19 protein-coding genes are annotated in these 19095 nt (G+C 42.7%); 16 read left to right on the forward strand and 3 right to left on the reverse strand.

Annotated features, from left to right (window positions below):
* Nucleotides 1-4 precede the first annotated feature (4 nt).
* The 8 genes from hpaI (at nucleotide 5) to B6N13_RS00890 (ending at nucleotide 7465) form a co-directional block, all read left to right on the forward strand.
* The gene (hpaI, locus tag B6N13_RS00855) at nucleotides 5-811 is read left to right on the forward strand and encodes a 4-hydroxy-2-oxoheptanedioate aldolase (RefSeq protein ID WP_072838796.1); all 807 of its coding nucleotides are present in this window, start codon (nucleotides 5-7) and stop codon (nucleotides 809-811) included.
* 94 nt (nucleotides 812-905) lie between these two features.
* Nucleotides 906-1862 carry a tripartite tricarboxylate transporter substrate binding protein gene (locus tag B6N13_RS00860; protein WP_011978329.1) on the forward strand — a complete coding sequence of 319 codons (957 nt, stop codon included), beginning with the start codon at nucleotides 906-908 and terminating at the stop codon, nucleotides 1860-1862.
* Nucleotides 1863-1922: 60 nt separating this feature from the next.
* On the forward strand, nucleotides 1923-2390 hold the full coding sequence (locus tag B6N13_RS00865; RefSeq protein WP_169458174.1) for a tripartite tricarboxylate transporter TctB family protein: 468 nt from the start codon (nucleotides 1923-1925) through the stop codon (nucleotides 2388-2390).
* A 16-nt stretch (nucleotides 2391-2406) separates the two neighbouring features.
* A complete protein-coding gene (locus B6N13_RS00870; RefSeq protein WP_011978331.1) occupies nucleotides 2407-3891 on the forward strand; it encodes a tripartite tricarboxylate transporter permease in 1485 nt (494 codons plus the stop codon).
* Nucleotides 3892-4035: 144 nt separating this feature from the next.
* Nucleotides 4036-4881, forward strand: coding sequence for an arylamine N-acetyltransferase (locus tag B6N13_RS00875; RefSeq protein ID WP_011978332.1), 846 nt, complete (start codon nucleotides 4036-4038; stop codon nucleotides 4879-4881).
* The gene (locus tag B6N13_RS00880) at nucleotides 4878-5837 is read left to right on the forward strand and encodes a DMT family transporter (protein WP_169458175.1); all 960 of its coding nucleotides are present in this window, start codon (nucleotides 4878-4880) and stop codon (nucleotides 5835-5837) included. The genes B6N13_RS00875 and B6N13_RS00880 overlap by 4 nt, the downstream gene beginning before the upstream one ends.
* Nucleotides 5812-6405 carry a Crp/Fnr family transcriptional regulator gene (locus tag B6N13_RS00885; protein WP_169458176.1) on the forward strand — a complete coding sequence of 198 codons (594 nt, stop codon included), beginning with the start codon at nucleotides 5812-5814 and terminating at the stop codon, nucleotides 6403-6405. The genes B6N13_RS00880 and B6N13_RS00885 overlap by 26 nt, the downstream gene beginning before the upstream one ends.
* A 292-nt stretch (nucleotides 6406-6697) precedes the next feature.
* Nucleotides 6698-7465 carry a coniferyl-alcohol dehydrogenase gene (locus B6N13_RS00890; RefSeq protein WP_169458177.1) on the forward strand — a complete coding sequence of 256 codons (768 nt, stop codon included), beginning with the start codon at nucleotides 6698-6700 and terminating at the stop codon, nucleotides 7463-7465.
* 94 nt (nucleotides 7466-7559) lie between these two features.
* Here B6N13_RS00890 and B6N13_RS00895 read toward each other — a convergent pair whose 3' ends face one another.
* Nucleotides 7560-9323: a sigma-54-dependent Fis family transcriptional regulator gene (locus B6N13_RS00895; RefSeq protein WP_169458178.1), complete on the reverse strand. Its 1764-nt coding sequence runs from the start codon at nucleotides 9321-9323 to the stop codon at nucleotides 7560-7562.
* Between the two features lie 321 nt (nucleotides 9324-9644).
* On the opposite strand from B6N13_RS00895, the gene B6N13_RS00900 reads away from it, so the two are divergent.
* Complete coding sequence (locus tag B6N13_RS00900; RefSeq protein WP_169458179.1) at nucleotides 9645-11105, forward strand: benzaldehyde dehydrogenase; 1461 nt, start codon at nucleotides 9645-9647, stop codon at nucleotides 11103-11105.
* A 92-nt stretch (nucleotides 11106-11197) separates the two neighbouring features.
* On the opposite strand, the gene B6N13_RS00905 is transcribed toward B6N13_RS00900, so the two are convergent.
* Nucleotides 11198-12415: a LysR family transcriptional regulator gene (locus B6N13_RS00905; RefSeq protein ID WP_048813879.1), complete on the reverse strand. Its 1218-nt coding sequence runs from the start codon at nucleotides 12413-12415 to the stop codon at nucleotides 11198-11200.
* Between the two features lie 207 nt (nucleotides 12416-12622).
* On the opposite strand from B6N13_RS00905, the gene ligA reads away from it, so the two are divergent.
* The 7 genes from ligA (at nucleotide 12623) to B6N13_RS00940 (ending at nucleotide 18065) form a co-directional block, all read left to right on the forward strand.
* A complete protein-coding gene (gene ligA / locus B6N13_RS00910; RefSeq protein ID WP_011978339.1) occupies nucleotides 12623-13030 on the forward strand; it encodes a protocatechuate 4,5-dioxygenase subunit alpha in 408 nt (135 codons plus the stop codon).
* A complete protein-coding gene (locus B6N13_RS00915) occupies nucleotides 13030-13884 on the forward strand; it encodes a class III extradiol dioxygenase subunit beta (protein ID WP_011978340.1) in 855 nt (284 codons plus the stop codon). Before ligA ends, B6N13_RS00915 begins: the two co-directional genes overlap by 1 nt.
* A 6-nt stretch (nucleotides 13885-13890) precedes the next feature.
* On the forward strand, nucleotides 13891-14604 hold the full coding sequence (locus B6N13_RS00920; RefSeq protein ID WP_011978341.1) for an alpha/beta hydrolase: 714 nt from the start codon (nucleotides 13891-13893) through the stop codon (nucleotides 14602-14604).
* Between the two features lie 6 nt (nucleotides 14605-14610).
* Entirely contained in the window at nucleotides 14611-15075 is a 465-nt protein-coding gene (locus tag B6N13_RS00925; protein ID WP_169458180.1) for a nuclear transport factor 2 family protein, read from the forward strand.
* A 183-nt stretch (nucleotides 15076-15258) separates the two neighbouring features.
* The gene (locus B6N13_RS00930) at nucleotides 15259-16239 is read left to right on the forward strand and encodes a TRAP transporter substrate-binding protein (RefSeq protein ID WP_011978343.1); all 981 of its coding nucleotides are present in this window, start codon (nucleotides 15259-15261) and stop codon (nucleotides 16237-16239) included.
* Between the two features lie 3 nt (nucleotides 16240-16242).
* The gene (locus B6N13_RS00935) at nucleotides 16243-16764 is read left to right on the forward strand and encodes a TRAP transporter small permease (RefSeq protein WP_011978344.1); all 522 of its coding nucleotides are present in this window, start codon (nucleotides 16243-16245) and stop codon (nucleotides 16762-16764) included.
* The gene (locus B6N13_RS00940; protein WP_169458181.1) at nucleotides 16761-18065 is read left to right on the forward strand and encodes a TRAP transporter large permease; all 1305 of its coding nucleotides are present in this window, start codon (nucleotides 16761-16763) and stop codon (nucleotides 18063-18065) included. Before B6N13_RS00935 ends, B6N13_RS00940 begins: the two co-directional genes overlap by 4 nt.
* 149 nt (nucleotides 18066-18214) lie before the next feature.
* Here the strand turns inward: B6N13_RS00940 and B6N13_RS00945 are convergent, their stop codons facing one another.
* Complete coding sequence (locus B6N13_RS00945) at nucleotides 18215-18895, reverse strand: DsbA family oxidoreductase (RefSeq protein WP_169458182.1); 681 nt, start codon at nucleotides 18893-18895, stop codon at nucleotides 18215-18217.
* Nucleotides 18896-19095: the final 200 nt, after the last annotated feature.

The raw sequence follows: 19095 nt of genomic DNA on the forward strand, positions 1-19095 counted from the left end.
TGTTATGAAAATAAAAAAAACTAACGAATTTAAACAAGCTTTATCCAGAGGAGAACAGCAGGTTGGGTTCTGGCTTTCAATGGGAAGCTCATACAGTGCTGAAATGTGTGCTTCTGTTGGGTTTCAGTGGCTTTTGATTGACGGAGAGCATGCACCTAATAACTTGCAATCGATGCTTTTACAATTACAAGCTATTGCTCCTTATTCTTCTCATCCAGTCGTGCGTCTAGCTGATGATAATCCTACTTTTATTAAGCAAATATTGGATGTTGGTGCACAGACTTTACTTATACCTATGGTGCAAAGTGCTGAGCAAGCAGAGGCGATTGTTAAGTCGACTCGTTATCCTCCTTTTGGAACGAGGGGGGTTGGTGCCGCCGCAGCAAGAGCGTCTTTATGGAATGGTATAACGGATTATGTTCATAACGCCAATCAAGATATTTGTGTATTGGTTCAGGTTGAGTCTGTTACTGCCCTTGAAAATTTAGAATCAATTTGTGCCGTTGAAGGTGTTGATGGTGTTTTTATTGGGCCTGCGGATTTAGCAGCGTCTATGGGGCATGTTGGCAATCCCAGTCATCCTGAGGTCAAGCAGGCGATTGAAGAAAGTATTCGAAAAATAATAGCGAGTGGAAAATCAGCAGGTACGTTAACCAGTGATTCTGCACAGGCAAAACGGTACATGGAATTAGGCGTAGGATTCGTTGCTGTTGGGTTAGATGTATCACTCATGATGCAAGCGATCAGGAAGCGTGCAGAGGAATTTGAATTTGGTAAGTCTGCAGTGCAGTCAGACCAATCTGTCTACTAAATGACTAGTAGCAAATTATGAAATGGAAAAATTAATAATGTGTGTTTAGGCACATTAATGCAAAGACCAACAAACAAAATAAAAGGCATTAAGCATGAAAAAGCATATAAAGTTACTTTCGCTCTCTCTTACTCTCGCTGGGGCTGTCCTAGCTCAGAGTTCATACGCAGCTTATCCTGAAAAAACCATTACTATGTTGATTCCTTATGGAGCTGGTGGCGGTACCGATGTTTTGGCTAGGGCCCTACAGCCTGCATTGGAAGAGTCGCTAGGTCAAACCGTTATCGTGAAAAATGTCCCTGGCGGCGGTGGTATTCTAGGTTTTACTCAGCTAGTACATGCTAAGCCTGATGGTTATACCGTGACAATTCCTAATAATGTAATTTTTGCTACAGAGGGCATGGGGAATGCTACTTACAAGTACAAAGATTTTGATTATTTAGGCAATATCTTAACGGAAGATTATATTGTAGCCGTTCGTGCTGATGGCCCATGGAATAGTTGGAATGACTTATTAAAAGATATGGAAGAGCATCCAAATAAAATTAAATTTGGTTTCTCAGGTTATGGCGGATCAACTCATGTTGCTAGTCAGATACTAGCGAATGTTGCAGGTTATCAAGCTAAACAAATCCCTCATGATGGTTCTTCTAAGGCAGTAGTTGCTGCAATGGGAGGGCATATTGATGCATTAATGTTGAACCTAGGTGATCTATCTTCTGGTATTAAATCTGGAAAATTGAAACCATTACTTTCTTTGGGTAGCAAGCGTCTCAGCGAGTACCCAGATGTTCCTACGTTACAAGAAACTGGTATAGATTTAAATTTGACCAATTGGCGAGGCATTGCAGCACCTGCTGGAGTGAGTGATGAAGTAAAAGTGGCTTGGAATAAAGCCCTAGAGCATGCAGTCAAGGATGAAAAATTTCAGCAGCTGATTGCTACTCAGGGAGGTCAAGTTGATTTTCAAAAATCAGGTGAAAATTTAGACAAATGGATGTCACTGTTAGCTGAGTCTTTTATTAATACGGCTCATAACTTGAAAAAATAAGTATAAAAGGTCAGGTGGATGTTAGACACCTGACCATATTTTAACTATTTAGGTGACAATATGTTTCACTTGAAAGAACAACATGTTTTTTATCTTTTTCTCATGGCTGGCGCCGGTTTTTTCTTAAAACTATCTTGGGATATTCCTTCAGGAATAGGTGTAGAAAATGATCCAGGGGCAGCTTTTCTTCCTATTGTTATTTGTGTCTTGATCTTATTTCTTGTTTCTTATTTGTTTGTTATAGAATTTAGAGAAAAAAGTGAAAAGCTATTTTTTAGTCGTGCTGAGTTTTTTGCATTAGCTGGAACTTTATTATTGATCTTTGTTTATATATTTATCTTATCTTTAATAGGTTTTTTTGCTTCGACAATAATTTTCTTATTTCTATTTCAGCGGCTTAATAGTTACCTTTTAAACAGTGGAGGCTTGAGTTATAAATCTTATTTGGTGTCAGCTCTGTTTTCTTTTATAGCGACGCTTTCAATTTATTTTGTCTTCTCGGTTCTTTTTAAAATGAGTTTGCCGTAGTTAAAGGTGGATTATTATGTTTATGCAATTTGTTCATTCGTTTGACGCTTTTTTAGAACCAACCATCTTTCTTGCTATTGCTGCTGGTACTGTTTTAGGGCTGATTTTTGGTTCTTTACCCGGCCTGACAGCTACTATGGGGATTGCTCTTTTATTGCCATTGACATTTAGTATGCCGCCTATCAGTGGTATGGGGATGTTGTTTGGTATGTATTGTGGTGCTATATCTGGAGGGTCGATACCTGCTGCTTTGTTAAATATACCTGGTACTCCCTCTTCTGTTGCAACCACACTGGATGCTTATCCAATGTCGAAAAGAGGAGAGCCAGGAAGAGCTTTAGGTCTATGTGTTGTCGCTTCTTTTATTGGCGGAATAATTAGTGTTTTAGTTTTTGCATTATTGTCACCTATTATTGCCAAAGCTGCTCTTGAATTTAGTGCCGTAGAGTATTTTTCATTAGGTATTTTTGGTTTAACTATTATCGCATCAGTTTCAGGGCAATCAATTGTGAAGGGATTGGTTGCAGGCCTTATTGGTGTATTGATTTCCTTGATTGGGATTGATTCATTGAGTGGCATAGTTAGGCTCACTGCAGATATTCCTGATTTAATTGGCGGTGTAGACTTCATGCCTGCACTAATAGGCTTGTTTGCGTTGTCCCAAATTATTGGCGATATTGTTTCGAGTCGAAATGCTAAGGGCGCAGAAATAAAAATTAAAGTGGATAATGCTTATCCTCGCTTTAAGGAAACTTTTGGTCTGTGGCGAGTTTGGTCTGTTAGTTCTGTAATTGGTTCTTTGGTCGGTGCTGTTCCTGGGGCCGGAGGAAGTATTGCTTCTTTTTTAGCTTACGATGTTGCTAAAAGACAATCAAAGACACCGGAAAAATTTCAAACAGGCCATAATGAAGGAATTGTTGCGTGTGAATCTGCTAATAATGGTATGACCGGCGGTGCATTAATTCCAATGATGACATTAGGTATTCCTGGGGATGCTTCTGCCGCAGTGTTAATGGGCGGACTTCTTATACATGGATTACAGCCTGGGCCATTATTGTTTCAGGATCATGCTGATATCGCTTATGGAATTATTATTGCGTTTCTAATTGCAAATATTTTTATGTTTTGCTTTCAAGCAGTTGGAATAAAACTGTTTGTGAAAGTTCTACAAATTCCTCGATCTTTCCTTATGCCGTTTATATTGGTTATGTGTATCGTAGGAGCTTATGGAATCAGTGGTTCTCTAACATCTGCTTGGATTTTATTGTTCTTTGGGATATTTGGTTACTTTTTGAATCGTTATGGGTTTAGTTCTGCACCTGTTGTCTTAGGTATGATATTGGGCTATATGGTTGAATCTAATTTTAGACGAAGCATGGCAATGTACGATAGTGATTGGACTATATTTTTTAGTCATCCTATTAGTCTTGGTTTTATTCTTCTATCTGTAGTTTCTATACTGCTTCCTTTTTATTACAGATATAAAAGTGCTAAAAAATAAACTATGTCTTTCATATAAAGATCATTAATTTTATCCCTGATGTCTAAAAAAAGAGAAGGAGTTAACTTAGGTTAATTCCTTCTCTTTTTTTTTGCAGTAGTCTTGGTCGTATTCCATGTATGTTGATTATTAAGGAAGTGAAATATGCCGTTATCATCCAGTCTACAAAATTATCTATCTGACCTAGGTTTGGTTGTACCAGAGCAGCCAAATATTAAGTTTGTTCAAGCCCTGCAGGCTGAGCATGTGGCTCGTTATAGTTTCAATAGCTTGGCAGTGGTGTTGGGTGAAGATATTTCTTTGGATCTTGATGCGATCAGCCAGAAAATAGTGACTCGTAGTTTGGGCGGTTATTGCTTTGAACATAACAAGCTAACGTTTGAGCTATTAAAAGCCTTGGGTTATGACGTGCAGCTTAAGTTGGCAAGAGTACTGAATAACAATTTTGAGCGCGAAGCGGGCAGAACGCATCGTGTGACCTTGTTAACGCTAGAAGGAGTGAGCTATTTAGTTGACACCGGTTTTGGTGGTAACGGGCCGATTGCACCATTGCGGTTAGATATAAACACACAGCAAGTAGCTGGTTTAGACCGTTATCGAATGCTCGCTAAAGGTAAGGGTGAATATGATTTACAGGTAGTGAAGGGCGATGACTATTTTACCCTTTATCGTTTTGATAATGCGACTTACAGCGATGCAGATTGTGCGCTGGGGCATTTTTATTCTCATAAAAACTCCAATGCGGTGTTTCTTAAGAACCTAATGGTGACCTTGAAGAAGCAAGACCAGACGATCGCTTTGGTGAATGCAGAGCTGACTATTAGAGACAGCCAAGGTGAGCAGAAGCTGTTGATTGAAAGCCCTGAGTCCCTTGGGAATATTTTGAGCTCTGAGTTTGATATCAATCTTGAACCTTCGGTAGTTGAACATCTTTTTATCCGCTTTGTAGCGCCTGTTTTGGCCGAAAATAAAGTTGGGATAACGTCATGAGTTCATTTTTTACATTGTTACTTTGGGCTTGGTTGATGGCGTCTTCTTTTATCGTATCGGGTCATATGGTGGAATACGCCAGTCCGGTTGCGACGTCGGCGTTTCGTTTTTTATTGGCGATGTTAATTATGTTGCCAGCGCTATTGTTTAATTGGCAGCGGGCTAGGTTGAATAAAACCGAGCAGTTTAAGGCTTTGTTCGCTTCTCGTCAGCGGCTTTTTCATTATGTGGTGATAAGCGGCGCATTAGTGGGATTTTTTATTGGTTTGTTTGTGGCGTTGCAGTCGACAACGCCGTTGAATACCTCTGTTTTGTATACGCTTGTTCCCTTAATTGGTGTGATGATAGCGAGAGTTTGGCTCAAGGAAGTCGCGCCTTTATGGCGAGTCATTGGGTTTGTTCTTGGCTCAATTGGCGCGATGACTGTGTTGTTTTCTACACAAGGTTTTTCTGTACAAGACAACGACGGATTTCAGTGGCATTCCGGCGATTATATTTTTGTTGGGGCATGTTTCTTATTGGCTTTGCATGTAGTGTCGGTACAAAAATGGGGGCGTTCGTTAGGGGCATTATCCGGTGCTTTCATGATTATGTTGTTTGGAACGCTTTGGCTACTGCCTATCGCGTTGATTTGGGGAGAGCTTGATCAGGTGCAATGGTTGTCGCAAGGTTTCTGGATAAATGTGTTGTATCTGACGGTGTTTACTACCTTATTTACCTTTGTGTTACAGCAGCGTTTGGTCATGACGGTTGGGGCAAGTCGCTTGCTTGCGATATCTTATACAATACCAGTTTGGGTTGCGTTATTTACCGCGTTGACTCAATCACGTTTATTAAGCTTGGTCGATTGGCCTTTTGCTTCTGGCATTGTATTTTTAGGCGTCGCACTGTTTCTTATTGATGGCAATTTAAGCAAGGTAAAGCTCGCTCATGGATCGAACTCAACTTCAAAATAGCTTCGAAGCGTATTTTAACGAATTAGGCTACGATATTGATTGGCAAAGATTGACGGTACCAATGGATGTCCATGTGATTTGCAAAGGCGATTACCTGTTTCAGCAAGGTGATTTTGCGAATCGTTTGTATTTTTTACATTCTGGATTGGTGCGCTATGTGAGTGTTTCCGATGAGGGGAAAGAGTTCACACAAACTTTTGCGAAGAGCCCGAGAATCATTGGTTCAACCAAGGCAATGGTAACCGAGACTCGAGTTTTGTTCGGTATCCAAGCCTTGGAAGACAGTATGGTGTCTTCTTATACTTGGCAAGCTTTTTACGCCCAAATGCGCCACGATATAGGCTTTTTAGAGTGTTACGCTAAATTCCTTGAGCGTATCTTTATCGTCAAAGAGGAGCGTGAAAATGCCTTTGTAAAACATTCCGCTGAACGACGCTATTTGGATTTTTGTGCTGCTTATCCTGAGTTAAAAGATTCTATTCCACAGCAGCAAATTGCGTCTTATATCGGTATCACGCCAGTCGCTTTGAGTCGTATTCGGCAGAAGCTAAAACTGAGTCGTGGGTGATTGTCTCGCTTTTAGTCATTGTTTAAATCATCAATCGTTTTATTTCTCTACTTTCATAATTTAATCATTTGATTAACTGAGTGCATTATTATGCACTGGGCTTATTTATTTATGTTCTGATTAACTCTTGATAAAAACGTCAATATATCAATGCCTTGACGTTTTCATAAAATAAAATTGTGGCTTTTTTTCGATTTGGGCACACTCCATGCAATTCTCCTTGTAGCTGACTGGCAAAGTGGTGTCTCTCTACTTTGCCTTACGTTTCATAAAAAAAATAAGGGGAAACAAGATGACATTAGTGAATAAAACCATTGTGGTTACCGGTGTGTCTTCAGGTATCGGTGCTGATGTTGCTCGATTAGCTCGCTTTCATGGTGCGCGTGTTATCGGAGTAGATCGCAATGAACCAAGTATGACGCTGGATGGCTTTGTACAAATAGATTTAGGTAATCCTACGGCGATTGATGCGGCGCTCGCTGCTTTGCCTGAAAAAATTGATGCCTTGTGTAATATCGCTGGTGTGCCAGGCACTGCAGATGCCGAGTTGGTTGGTCGCGTGAATTATTTGGGGTTGCGCCATTTAAGTGAAGCTTTGATTCCTAGATTCAATCAAGGGGCCAGTATTGTCAATGTGGCTTCTGTGTTAGGTATCGAGTGGCCAGAGCGTCTTGAACAGCATAAAGCATTGGCTGGTACCTCTTATTTTGAAGAAGGTGCTGCTTGGCTGAAAAAGAACCCAGTTCCACAAGAAACCTGTTATCAGTATTTCAAAGAAGCTCTTATTGTTTGGTCAACGCAGCAAGCTTTTACTTGGTTCCGTGATCATGGCGTACGTATGAATTGCGTGGCTCCAGGTCCTGTTTTTACGCCAATTTTAGGCGATTTTGTATCTATGCTTGGTGAAGAGCGAGTTCAAAAAGACGCCGAGCGTATGTTACGTCCTGCTTATTCGGATGAAGTGGCAGAAGTGATCGCTTTTCTTTGCTCCGATGCTTCCCGTTGGGTATGTGGCGTGAATATACCTGTTGATGGTGGATTGGCTTCGACTTATCTTTAAATATTCAGAATATGGTAGATCGACGGAAGCTGATAAGCCTGTGATTGTGCTGTATCACAGGCTTATCTGATTTTTAAATGACCACTTTTTTGTTTTACTTATTCTTCTTTAGACGATAAGCCAATTGTGGTCTGCTTAGACCAACTCGTCTTGCCGCTTCAGATAAATTGCCTTGGGCGTTTTCTACGGCTTCTCGTAATAAGCTTTGCTCAAGCTCTTCAATATCAAGATGATCTTTTCCACCGACAAATTGAGTGATGTGTTCCAAGAGCGATTCTGTCGCTTCTTTTTTGCTATCGGCATGGCTTAAGGTGCCTTGGTGATTCACTGAGTAGATAATTTCTTCTGGAATAAACTCGTTTCTAAACAAATGTGGAAGATCAATCGGTTCACCTTCTTCTGATGCAATCACGCCGCGCTCCATTAGATTTTGTAACTCGCGAATATTCCCCGGAAAACCATAATTTAATAACGCTCGTCGCGCTGTTTGCGTCATGCCAGATGGCGCTTTTTGATGCAGTTGGCAAAAGTGATGGTAGAAGTGATTAATGAGCAATGGGATGTCAGCTTTTCGCTCCCTTAGCGGAGGTAGATGTATTGGGAAGACGTTTAAACGAAAGAACAAATCTTCCCGGAATTCGCCTTTTTCAATGGCTTTACGTAGGTCTACATTGGTTGCAGCGACGACTCTTACATTGATTTTAATAGCTGAAATACCGCCGACTCGTTCTACTTCTTTTTCTTGTAAAACACGTAATAATTTACTCTGTCCTGCTAGGCTTAGTGTGCCAATTTCATCTAAGAATAGTGTACCGCCATTGGCTCTTTCAAAGCGACCGGGACGGCTACTCGTTGCTCCTGTATAGGCGCCTTTTTCGACGCCAAACAGTTCAGTTTCTATGAGATTTTCAGGAATCGCAGCACAGTTAAATGCGACAAAAGGACCAGTTTGGCGACTGAATTTATGCAGCATACTGGCAAAAAGCTCCTTGCCTACTCCAGATTCGCCAGTGAATAGCACTGTAGCATTGGTTGGTGCGACCTTTTGTAATGAATGATTAGCAGCGGTAAAAGCGGCGGAAACTCCAATCATTTTTGGCTGATCGTCTAACAGTTCTGGTTCCATTAGGTCGAGTTTAGGGGAAGGTTTAGTAACCAGTTCAGCATTTTGAGAAGTGACGTTAAGGAAGCGAATATCGTCTTCGATATTATCCCAAAGTTCGGCAGATTTACCGATGACCCGACAGACCGAATGCCCCATAGATTGACATTCTATTTCCCTGAAAATGACCAGAGATCCTACTAAGCCAGAGACATAACCGATGGCGTAACCTAATTCCATCCAGCATGCGGGTGAGCTACCAATGCCGTAAGCGGTAATGTGTTCTTCATCTTCACTGCTGTGATGCCAAAGAAATTCACCATCATATGCACCTTTTTCGGTGTCAAATTCAAAGTGAATAGTTTCCACTTTGACGACACCTTCTAGCCCATGAAGATGAGTGCCAGCAGTGAAAATGGAGGCTGGATCTGAGTCTGGCCAGCGCTTTTGAATGAGCTCTGCGTCTCTTAGGCCAGATAAATAACCTGTTCGAGTAAGAATGTCGCGCGATTTTTCGAGACCAAGGGAATCAATCATCTCGCGACGCAATAGACCAAACGACGAGCTGTGGATTAGTAACATGCGTTGATCGTCTAACCAAATGCGACCATCACCGGGCGAAAAAAACAGACATTCTGTCAGCTCCTCTACGGTGGGTGCATGTTGGCCATCTAGTTCACGGGAGCTGCCTTTGAGTAGGATTTTTTGATTGCTTTTAGCTAAGTCTGCTAAAGAAATGCGATGAGAGTTCGTCATTATTATTTTTCCTCTTTCATCTAGTTGATGAAATGGTTAACTGCTTTTTCCTAGTTTTGATTGTATTTAACGATATCGTCAAGTTGTTGTTGGATATTTATACAATGCAATATCGGATTATCGATATTGATAAAATTACAAACCTTTATTTATCAATATGTTGCGTTTTATATTTTGATGGAATTTGCTGAAGTATTATTTCGGCATAGCTATTGCTGTAGTGTACGAATGGTATGAATAACCAAAATACTGAACTTCCACTTGGCTTGATTTGTCTTAGTAGAAATTCAGTGGCTAATAAAAATAAATAGGAGAATGCATATGACGGTATCTGTACTTGAATCTAAAAAATGGTCTGGTAAGTTTTTTACGGGTGACTGGGTTGCTGCTTCAAACAAGCAAGACGTTATGGAGCCAGCGACAGGTAAGGTTTTGAGTGACGTTGGTATTGCTACAGCAGATGAAGTTTATTTGGCTTGTCAGCGAGCCAATGAAGCGCAAAAAGAATGGTTAAAAGTCCCACCAAGAGACAAGGCTACATTGTTTCATAAAGCCGCCGCTTTCATGCAAGAAAACTTTGACGAACTGGCTTTGTATATTGCCCGTGAAACCGGCGGTATTATTCCTAAAGGCCAGCACGAAGTAAAAGAAGCCATTCTAATTCTGCAATTAGCTGCCAATATGACGTTGGAGCCAAATGGTCTAACCTTGCCTTCTGTCCCCGAAAAAATGTCTTACGCGACACGTAAGGCTATTGGTGTTGTGGGTGTTATTTCTCCCTTTAACTTTCCGATGATTCTCTCTATTCGGTCTATTGCTCCAGCCTTGGCGACAGGTAATGCGGTAGTCACCAAACCAGATCCACAAACGCCTGTCACTGGCGGTTTTATTCTTGCTCTTGCCTTGGAAGCTGCAGGTTTGCCAAAAGGCGTATTTCAAGTCTTACCGGGTGCTGTTGAAGCTGGTGAAGCGCTTTGTGCTGCGCCAGAGATCGGTATGGTAGCGTTCACTGGATCTACTGCTGCAGGCCGAAAAGTGGGTGAAGCCTGTGGTCGTAATTTGAAAAAAGTGTCTCTTGAGTTAGGTGGCAAAAGCTCCTTGATCATTTTGGAAGATGCCGATTTAGATGTGGCTGCCAGTAATATTGCTTGGGGTGCGTATTTCCACCAAGGACAAATTTGCATGGCGTCTGGTCGTATCTTGGTTCAAGAAAGCATCGCAGATGTGCTAACGGCTAAAATCGTCGAAAAAGCCAAGCATTTACCCGTTGGTGATCCAGCTTCAGGAAAAGTCGCTTTAGGGCCGCTGATTAATCAGCGGCAGTTAGAGAAAGTGCATGCTATTGTTCAGGACACCATCGCGGCGGGCGCTAAGCTAGAAGCGGGCGGAACGCACGAAGGGCCTTTTTATGCGCCAACCGTATTGAGCAATGTGAAGCCGGGAATGCGCTCTTTTGATGAAGAAATCTTTGGTCCAGTGGTTAATATTGTGACCTTTAAACACGATGACGAAGCTGTGGCTATGGCCAATAATACGCAATATGGTTTAGCTGGAGCGGTGATTTCGAACGACCTTTCTCGTGCACAAAATATCGGCGCTCAGTTGCATGTGGGCTTGCTGCATATCAATGATCAAACTGTGAATGATGAATGTATTAACCCATTTGGTGGTTGCGGCGCATCAGGCAATGGCAGCGCGGTGTGTGGCCCTGCAGATTGGGATCTTTATACTCATTGGCAATGGGTGACCGTTAAGCAAGCGGCAACGCCTTATCCTTTTTAAGGTGTTTTTTTAGCTAGATAAATCTTAGAAATGAAAAAGCTCCATGCTGATGGTATAGAGCTTTTTGTTATTCGCGGTCTCATGGTTATCGGTTATTGTGTTTTTAGCTTGTCTATAACCGTTAACTTTAACTCTTCAATGAATGTCTGAATAATGGTGGATTGTCGTTCGCGATGCAGTGTTATCCCTATGGTGCATTCTGGATTGGGGAGTGGAATAGAAATTTGTTTTAGGCGAGGGTTGAGTTTGTTTATATTCCAGTCGTCATAGAACAACAGCGCGATGGCGTCACTGTGGATAACCAGCTCTTCTGAAGAGGCAAAGGTCAACATTTCCAGTGCTTGGATGGGCGGTTTGTTGTCTATGCTATGGAACAGACTTTCGAAATAATCCCTAATAGGCGTGCCGTGACGCGCTACAATCCAGCGTTCATTAACCAGATCATTGAGTGTCTTTGCTTCGTTGTGAATCGGATGATCAGCACGAGCAATCAAAGCGTATTGGGCTTTTAATAAGGGCAGTTCAATTAACTCTGGATGAAGCGGACCTTTTCTCATTAGGCCTAAAAAGCAATCGATCTCACCTTGTCGTAGGGCGTTGGCTAACATGTGGTAGGGACCTTGCATGGCTTGTAGACGAATCCCTGAGTGTTGTTTAAATATAGAAGCAAACGCAATGGGAACAATATCTTGGCAGGAAAACGACAGCATACCTACGGACAGTCTACCGGTTAGCTCGTTTGGCAGTGATTGAAGACTGTGATGTAGCGATTGAGCCACAGGTGAAATTCTTAGGAATAACGAAGCCAGTTGCTTAGCTGCAGTTTGTGGAATCAAACCACGGCGCGCTCTTAAGAAGAGTGGCTGCTGCACCATATTTTCGATTTCTTTTAATGTTTTACTGACTGCTGGTTGTGTCATGCCAAGTGTTTGCGCGGCAACAGAGGCACTGCCAACTTTTACGACAGCTTCAATGATCAATAGATGTCGCCATTCTACGTAGGTTTTTAATTTTAGTAAGGTAGTAACGTTACTTTGCAATTGGCGCTCTGTATCGGAAATCGCTTGTAAAATGCTATTACAAGATGAGATCACCACTTCTCCTGCTGACGTTGGTTCTGCTCCACTCCAGCCACGGGTAAAAATATCCACCTGCAATGCTTGTTCGGCTTGTGACAGTGCACGCGAGACACTGGATTGACTTAGGTTTAACGACGAGCTTGCTTCTTTTTCGGTACCTTTCTTCATTATTTCCCTGATAACACGGCATTGTTTGAGTGTCAGTGGAAAATTTGAATTAGGGTTGCTCATCCTTGGTTTCCTTTTAAAAAGTCATTTCGTGAAGTCGTGGTGAGTAAAAGTTCGTTATTTATAATTTATGATATAACCAAAATTTAAGCCATGTTTTTGATTGTGCATATGTAAGGTTGGTTTTTTCTGTGTACCTTTAATTGAATAAGTTCTACTTAGTTAATTCCTCTTTAGTGAGGATAAGAAGCGAGCAAAGGTAAGACGCGAATGAATAATAACAATAAGCCTTACAGTGATATTCCTGGCACGACCGTATTTGACGGCGATATGGCCAGAATAGGCTTTCACCTCAATCAATTTTGTATGTCCTTAATGCAAGAGTCTAATCGAACGGCGTTTAAGCAAAATGAACGTGCTTATCTAGATAAGTGGCCTATGACGGAAGCGCAAAAAAAAGCCGTGATTGCTCGCGATTTTAGTCAACTCATTGCCCTTGGTGGCAACATTTATTACCTAGTCAAAATCAGTTCGAGCGATGGACTAAGCGTGGCTGCGGCCGTTTCCACTATGACCAATTTATCCGTTGATGAATACATCGATATGATGCGCCGTGGTGGCCGTTCGCCAGAAGGGAATCGTTATGTTGTAAGTAACACATCTGAGGAGAAGCAATAATGGCCAAAATCACCTGTGGATTAGGTACCTCTCATATTCCGTTGCTGGGACATATTATTGATAAGGGCGATAGTGGCGATGAGAAGTGGGCGCCAATATTTGATGGTTATCAGTTCACTAAAAAGTGGATTCGCGAGCAAAAACCAGATGTGGTCGTCTTGGTCTACAACGATCACGCGACAGCGTTTGATATGAAGGTAATCCCAACTTTTGCGATTGGCTGTGGGGAAGAATATCACCCAGCAGACGAAGGTTATGGTGCACGTCCTGTTCCAACGGTAAAAGGCGCGCCGAAACTAGCGTGGCATATTACCGAATCCTTGATAAAGCAAGGCTTTGACATGACGATTGTCAATGAAATGGACGTGGATCATGGTCTTACCGTGCCTTTGTCTATGGTGTTTGGAGAAGTGGAAGAATGGCCTTGCCAAGTTATTCCCTTGGCCGTCAATACCGTGGTTTATCCTGCGCCAACGGGTGATCGTTGCCTAGCTTTGGGCAAAGCGATTCGAGCTGCAGTAGAGCAATTTCCAGAAGACCTAAATGTTCAGGTTTGGGGAACAGGTGGCATGAGTCATCAATTGCTGGGTGAGCGTGCTGGCTTGATTAACCAAGAGTGGGACCTCGCTTTTCTGGATGATTTAAAGAGTGACTATGAGAAGCTAGGGGCGATTTCTCAAGTTGAATATATTCGAGAATCCGGAACAGAAGGGAGTGAAATGGTGATGTGGTTAATCATGCGTGGTGCGCTGAATCATGAGGTTAACGAAATTCATCGTCATTACCATGTGCCTGTTTCTAATACGGCGCTGGGTCATCTGATATACGAAAATGTTGATAAAAAGGGAGAATAAATCACAATGAATGTGCGTATAACTAGACCCAAATTAGTTTGTTTAGCTGGTTTGCTATGTGATCAACGAATGTGGCAGAAGGTCGCAGCTCAATTAGAGAATGATGCCGACATTGAAATTATTAGCTTTGCAGGGTTTGATGATCTGACCGACATGGCTCGGTCTGTGTTATCCAGTATTGAAGGTGACTTTGCCTTGGCGGGTCACTCTATGGGAGGACGAGTAGCACTGGAAATATATCGTCTTGCACCGCAGCGGGTAACGCGTCTAGCGCTTTTAAATACAGGTGTTCATCCCAAGTCGGACAAAGAAATTCCGGGGCGTATGCGCTTGATTGAAGCCGCGAAAACGAGTGGCACTTCAATTTTAGTAACGCAATGGCTAATCCCCATGATGTCCCCTAAAGGATTAAACAACGCAAATTTGATGGCCGATTTGACAAAAATGGTCGAGTCTTACTCGGTTGAAGATTTTGAAAAGCAGATTCATGCATTGATAAATCGCCCTGATGCCGAAGTGCTTCTTTCACAGATATCGGTGCCAACTTTACTACTTTCCGGCTCGCAAGATACTTGGAGTCCAGTAGCTCAGCATCAGGCTATTCAACAACATATTATTGGCAGTGAGCTTGTTGTGATCGACGACGCTGGGCACATGGCTCCGGCGGAAGATCCAGAAAATGTCGCAGCGGCACTGCACTCATGGTTAAAGAAAAAGTAGGGGATTATGAGCAATCAAACGATCGAAAATATGCTGATTGAGTGGCAGTGCCAAAAGCTGGTAACTCGTTCCATTAATTTGCTAGATCAAGGGCGCTGGCAAGAATTGGCAAATTGCTATACCGAAGATGGCGAACTGTACCGCCCAAGTGCACCTACCGTAAAAATTGAAGGTCGCGACTCGATTCTTGAGTCTTTTACCTCGCGTCCAGCGAAGGAAACCTGCCATGCACTAACGAACATAGATGCCAATATTATTAATGAAGGTCTTGTCGTCGTAACATCGAGAGTGGTGCTTTTTGCTGCGAATAAAAAAGCCGAAGGTATTGAAAGCATGGTGCAAGCGAATGCAGATATTTTTATTGGTCGTTTCATAGATGAAATTAAAAGTGTCAATGGTGAGTGGTTAATAGCCAAAAGACAGGGTTCGATTGAACTGCACTACAAAGGAACTTCAGACAAAACAGGGTAGCTGTTAAAGAGTAACTGTCAAATAGCAAAAGGAGTCGCGAGGGAAAGAGTTGTCTCAAGGCTTGGTAAATGATTAAGAGTAGAGTTTCTATTTAAAAAGGACGGTCCGTTGATTCGGTCAGTCTCATAACAAAAATAACAAAGCCTTCAAGTAAGGCATTAAAGCAACATTGGGAGAACAGAGATGAAATTAAATAAATTCATTATTGCTACTTCAGCGGCCATTGCATTATCCACTCAAGTTTTTGCCGAGGAATTGAAGTTCGCCAGCTTCACTCCGCCGTTTCACACTATTAATGCATCGGTGATTGAAAAGTTAAATGCTGATCTGTCGGCGGCCACAAATGGTTCTCTTACTGTTCGCGGATATCATGGCGGCGAGCTGGGCGCTGGGCCTGCCGAGCAATATGTGCGTGTTTTGCAAGGTGCAGCGGATATGTCTTGGGGCTTACCAGGTTACACCTCGTCACAGTTTGGTAAAACAATGATAGCTGAATTACCTGGTGCGATTCCTGAAGATATGCCAGGTTACGAAGCACTATGGCGTGCGTATGATAAGCATTTGAGTAGTGAGTTTCCGGGGACTAAACCATTAGCATTGTGGACCTCTGAGCCTAATATTTTCATCATGCGTAATAAAGTGATTCGCACACCAGCAGATTTGGCGGGGCTTAAAATTCGTGTTGCTGGTGCAACTGCCGCAAAAGTCGCAAGCGCCTTAGGTGCAACCCCTGTGCAAATGCCAGCTAGTCAGATCTATAATGCCATGCAAACCGGCCTTATTGATGGTGTTATTACCGGAGCATCAACACTAAAAGACTTCAAACTTGACGAAGTGGCTGATTCTCTCACTCTGGGCGCGCCATTAGGTCGTCTTGTCTTTTATACGGTACTTAACCGCAGAGTTTATGATGGATTAAGTGCGAGTGAAAAGGCTGCCGTTGACGCAGCAAGTGGTGCTGGGCTGTCTAAAAGTGCGGAAGATGCTTGGCTAAAAACGGCTACTGAAGCGCTTGAAGTGGCTCGGGCCGATAGTGCAAATACCATAACTAACCTAACCGATGATGAAAGAGCGGCGTTTACCAAAGCTGTTTCTGGTGTGGTTCAGTCTTATGTAAAAAGCGTAAATGGCGCAGCGACACTTGCGGCAATGGAAGGCAAGTAATCCATGCTTGCTATCATTCGTAAACTGGCGGATGGGATTATTTCCCTATCCGCCGCCTTGGGCGCCTTAGGTTTAATCTTTGAGGTGATCATTATTCTCGCGGATGTCATTGGTCGTGCGATGGGATCACCACTTTATGGATCGCAGGACATAGTTACTATGACCATGGTTATTCTACTCTTTGGCGCAATGGCACTGTGTGACCGTCAGGGTGGCCATATCGCGGTTGATCTTTTCGAACGCAGCTATCCGGCGGTGCTTAATCGATTAATCGATATATTTTCCGCATTACTGGGCACTGTCATCTTTGTGGGCATAGCTTATGCGGTAAATGAAAGCGCTAAGATTTCAACTATGTTGAACCTTTCGACCAATCTTTTACTTATACCCAAGGCGTGGTTCCAAAATGGGCTTTCTGTCTTTGCTCTGATCACAGCGGCTGGAATGGCATTACGTGCTGTTGAATTAACCTTGTCAGGTCGTGACATTCGTAAAGTAGACACGGACAAAGGAGACGCTGCATGAGCGCATCAATGATTGGTTTTGTTGGCATCTTGATCATGTTCGGTCTGTTGGTGCTGCGTATTCCTGTGGCTTTTGCCATGTTTTCCGTGGGATTTGTGGGTATTACAATACTTGATAGCAGCCGATCCGCATTAAGTTTACTGGCATCAGAAACCTTCACTTTAGCCTCATCGCCGGAATTGGTTGTTATCCCACTGTTCATTCTGATGGGGAATGTCGCCTCCATAACCGGAATGAGTCAGAAACTCTACGATGCCGCTTATGCCATCATAGGCCAGTTACGTGGCGGATTGGCTTCGGCTACGGTGATTGGTTGTGGCGGCTTTGCGGCGCTGTCTGGTTCGTCAGTTGCATCTGCATTGACCATGGGGAAGGTTGCGTTAGGACAGATGGATCGTTTCAAATATAACAAAAGACTATCTACCGGCGTGGTTGCCGCTGGTGGCACACTGGGGATACTCATTCCACCGTCGACTGGATTCGTTATTTACGCGATTCTCACCGAGCAAAGTATCGGGCGATTGTTTTTAGCCGGTGTTCTGCCTGGCATTATGTTGCTGCTATTGTTCATTTTAGTGATTACAGTTATTTGTTGGTTTCGTCCAGAATTCGGGCCTGCTGGGCCTGCGACAAGCTGGAGTCATAAAGGCAAAGCCTTGTTAGGTGCTGGGCCGATTGTAGCTGTGATACTTCTGACGATTGGTGGCATTTATGGTGGATTATTTTCACCTGTTGAGGCCGCTGCCGTTGGCGCAGGAGTTGTGATCTTAGTCGGATTTGTAACGCGGTCCTTATCATTAAAAGCCCTTTGGCATGCGTCTAGGGACGCGGTTGTTACCACGGCGACAGTGATGTTAATTTTGATTGCAGCTCACCTGATCAACCCATTTATGGCGCTTAGTCATATTCCTTCGGCGGTAGGGGAATTGTTATCTGGATTGGGATTGGGAGTAACGGGAACGCTTATTCTTATCCTTGCAATCTATCTTGTGCTGGGCTGCTTTCTGGAAGGCTTCGCCATGCTGGTTCTGACCTTGCCGATTTTCTTTCCTATCATTATGTCACTTGGGATAGATCCGATTTGGTTTGGTGTGCTGACGGTTCTGACTCTTGAAATGGGCTTAATTTCTCCTCCTGTTGGCATTAATGTTTTCATCGTAAAATCAGTTGCGCCAAACGTGGAGTTAGGTGACATCTTTCGAGGAGTTCTGCCTTTCTGGTTGATGATGATCTTGGCGGTGGCTTTGTTGATTATCTTCCCGCAGATTGTACTGTTACTTCCTAATACCATGTTTGGTTGATTTAAGTGCTTTGTAGTCGAAAGGGTAATTAGTCTAGATGATAAAAGCCCCATGTTGATTTCCAATAGCTGGAAAAACAACATGGGGCTTTTCGGTTTTTATAATCCGTTAAATGTTTGCGTGAATAGTTGGAGTGAAGTGACAGTGAATTAAACTAGTTGTTCCGCTTTTTGTTTTTCTGCTTTTTGTTTCTCTAGTACCTCTTCAATCGCGCTTTTGAATACTTCTGCTGGCTGTCCGCCTGAGATAGCGTAGGCGTTGTTGATGATGATAGTAGGAACAGAAGTGATGCCATTTTGTTGCCAAATTTGTTCTTGCTGGCGGACTTCATCGGCAAAGTGGTTATTTTCCAAAATGCCTTTAGCTGCGGCTGGGTCAAGATTAACGCTGGCAGCAAGATTGGCGAGCGTTTGGTAATCGCTTATATCTTGATTATGCGTGAAGTGAGCTTTAAATAGTGCCATTTTTAGCTCAGCTTGTTTGCCTTCTAACTGCGCCCAATGCAACAAACGATGGGCATCGAACGAATTTCGCATACGGCTTTCTGGTGTGAAGTTGAAATCGAAATCGACTTCTTTGCCGCGAGCTTGAATCATGACTCTGTTTTGGTCTGATTGCTCTTTGTTGATGCCGTACTTTTCTGTGATGTGCTCGTTTAGGTTTTGGCCTTCCGCTGGCATTTTCGGATTAAGCTCGAAAGGCTGAAATGATAATTGCGTATCAACTTTGTCGCTCAGTTGTTCTAGGGCTTTGTTGAGGTTACTTAAACCGACCACGCACCAAGGGCACATAACATCGGAAATGAATTGAATGTCTAAAGAGTCTTTCATGATGTTTTCCATCTTTCATGTTAAAAATTATATTAGAAAAGTAGATTGGGGCGTGGCAAAGGATTAAAAGAGCATTTCTTGAGCAGTGAATATGGTTGCTCATAATTTACATAATACTGAAAGATTTTCGCATAGTAACAAATAGCGTTGTGCCTTTTGCCAAAATAAAAACCCCTTGAATATTCCTTAATTAGTGAATG

The sequence above is a fragment of the Marinomonas sp. UCMA 3892 genome, assembly GCF_012726345.1.
Taxonomy (GTDB): Bacteria; Pseudomonadota; Gammaproteobacteria; order Pseudomonadales; family Marinomonadaceae; genus Marinomonas.

Excerpts from the sequence above, each read along its gene's own strand:
- B6N13_RS00925 (WP_169458180.1), top strand. The coding sequence starts at position 14,611 with ATGAGCAATCAAACGATCGAAAATATGCTGATTGAGTGGCAGTGCCAA.
- B6N13_RS00905 (WP_048813879.1), bottom strand. The coding sequence starts at position 12,415 with ATGAGCAACCCTAATTCAAATTTTCCACTGACACTCAAACAATGCCGT.
- ligA (WP_011978339.1), top strand. The coding sequence starts at position 12,623 with ATGAATAATAACAATAAGCCTTACAGTGATATTCCTGGCACGACCGTA.
- B6N13_RS00900 (WP_169458179.1), top strand. The coding sequence starts at position 9,645 with ATGACGGTATCTGTACTTGAATCTAAAAAATGGTCTGGTAAGTTTTTT.
- B6N13_RS00875 (WP_011978332.1), top strand. The coding sequence starts at position 4,036 with ATGCCGTTATCATCCAGTCTACAAAATTATCTATCTGACCTAGGTTTG.
- B6N13_RS00935 (WP_011978344.1), top strand. The coding sequence starts at position 16,243 with ATGCTTGCTATCATTCGTAAACTGGCGGATGGGATTATTTCCCTATCC.
- B6N13_RS00870 (WP_011978331.1), top strand. The coding sequence starts at position 2,407 with ATGTTTATGCAATTTGTTCATTCGTTTGACGCTTTTTTAGAACCAACC.
- B6N13_RS00890 (WP_169458177.1), top strand. The coding sequence starts at position 6,698 with ATGACATTAGTGAATAAAACCATTGTGGTTACCGGTGTGTCTTCAGGT.
- B6N13_RS00945 (WP_169458182.1), bottom strand. The coding sequence starts at position 18,895 with ATGAAAGACTCTTTAGACATTCAATTCATTTCCGATGTTATGTGCCCT.
- B6N13_RS00920 (WP_011978341.1), top strand. The coding sequence starts at position 13,891 with ATGAATGTGCGTATAACTAGACCCAAATTAGTTTGTTTAGCTGGTTTG.
- B6N13_RS00940 (WP_169458181.1), top strand. The coding sequence starts at position 16,761 with ATGAGCGCATCAATGATTGGTTTTGTTGGCATCTTGATCATGTTCGGT.
- B6N13_RS00885 (WP_169458176.1), top strand. The coding sequence starts at position 5,812 with ATGGATCGAACTCAACTTCAAAATAGCTTCGAAGCGTATTTTAACGAA.
- B6N13_RS00930 (WP_011978343.1), top strand. The coding sequence starts at position 15,259 with ATGAAATTAAATAAATTCATTATTGCTACTTCAGCGGCCATTGCATTA.
- B6N13_RS00860 (WP_011978329.1), top strand. The coding sequence starts at position 906 with ATGAAAAAGCATATAAAGTTACTTTCGCTCTCTCTTACTCTCGCTGGG.
- hpaI (WP_072838796.1), top strand. The coding sequence starts at position 5 with ATGAAAATAAAAAAAACTAACGAATTTAAACAAGCTTTATCCAGAGGA.
- B6N13_RS00915 (WP_011978340.1), top strand. The coding sequence starts at position 13,030 with ATGGCCAAAATCACCTGTGGATTAGGTACCTCTCATATTCCGTTGCTG.
- B6N13_RS00895 (WP_169458178.1), bottom strand. The coding sequence starts at position 9,323 with ATGACGAACTCTCATCGCATTTCTTTAGCAGACTTAGCTAAAAGCAAT.
- B6N13_RS00865 (WP_169458174.1), top strand. The coding sequence starts at position 1,923 with ATGTTTCACTTGAAAGAACAACATGTTTTTTATCTTTTTCTCATGGCT.
- B6N13_RS00880 (WP_169458175.1), top strand. The coding sequence starts at position 4,878 with ATGAGTTCATTTTTTACATTGTTACTTTGGGCTTGGTTGATGGCGTCT.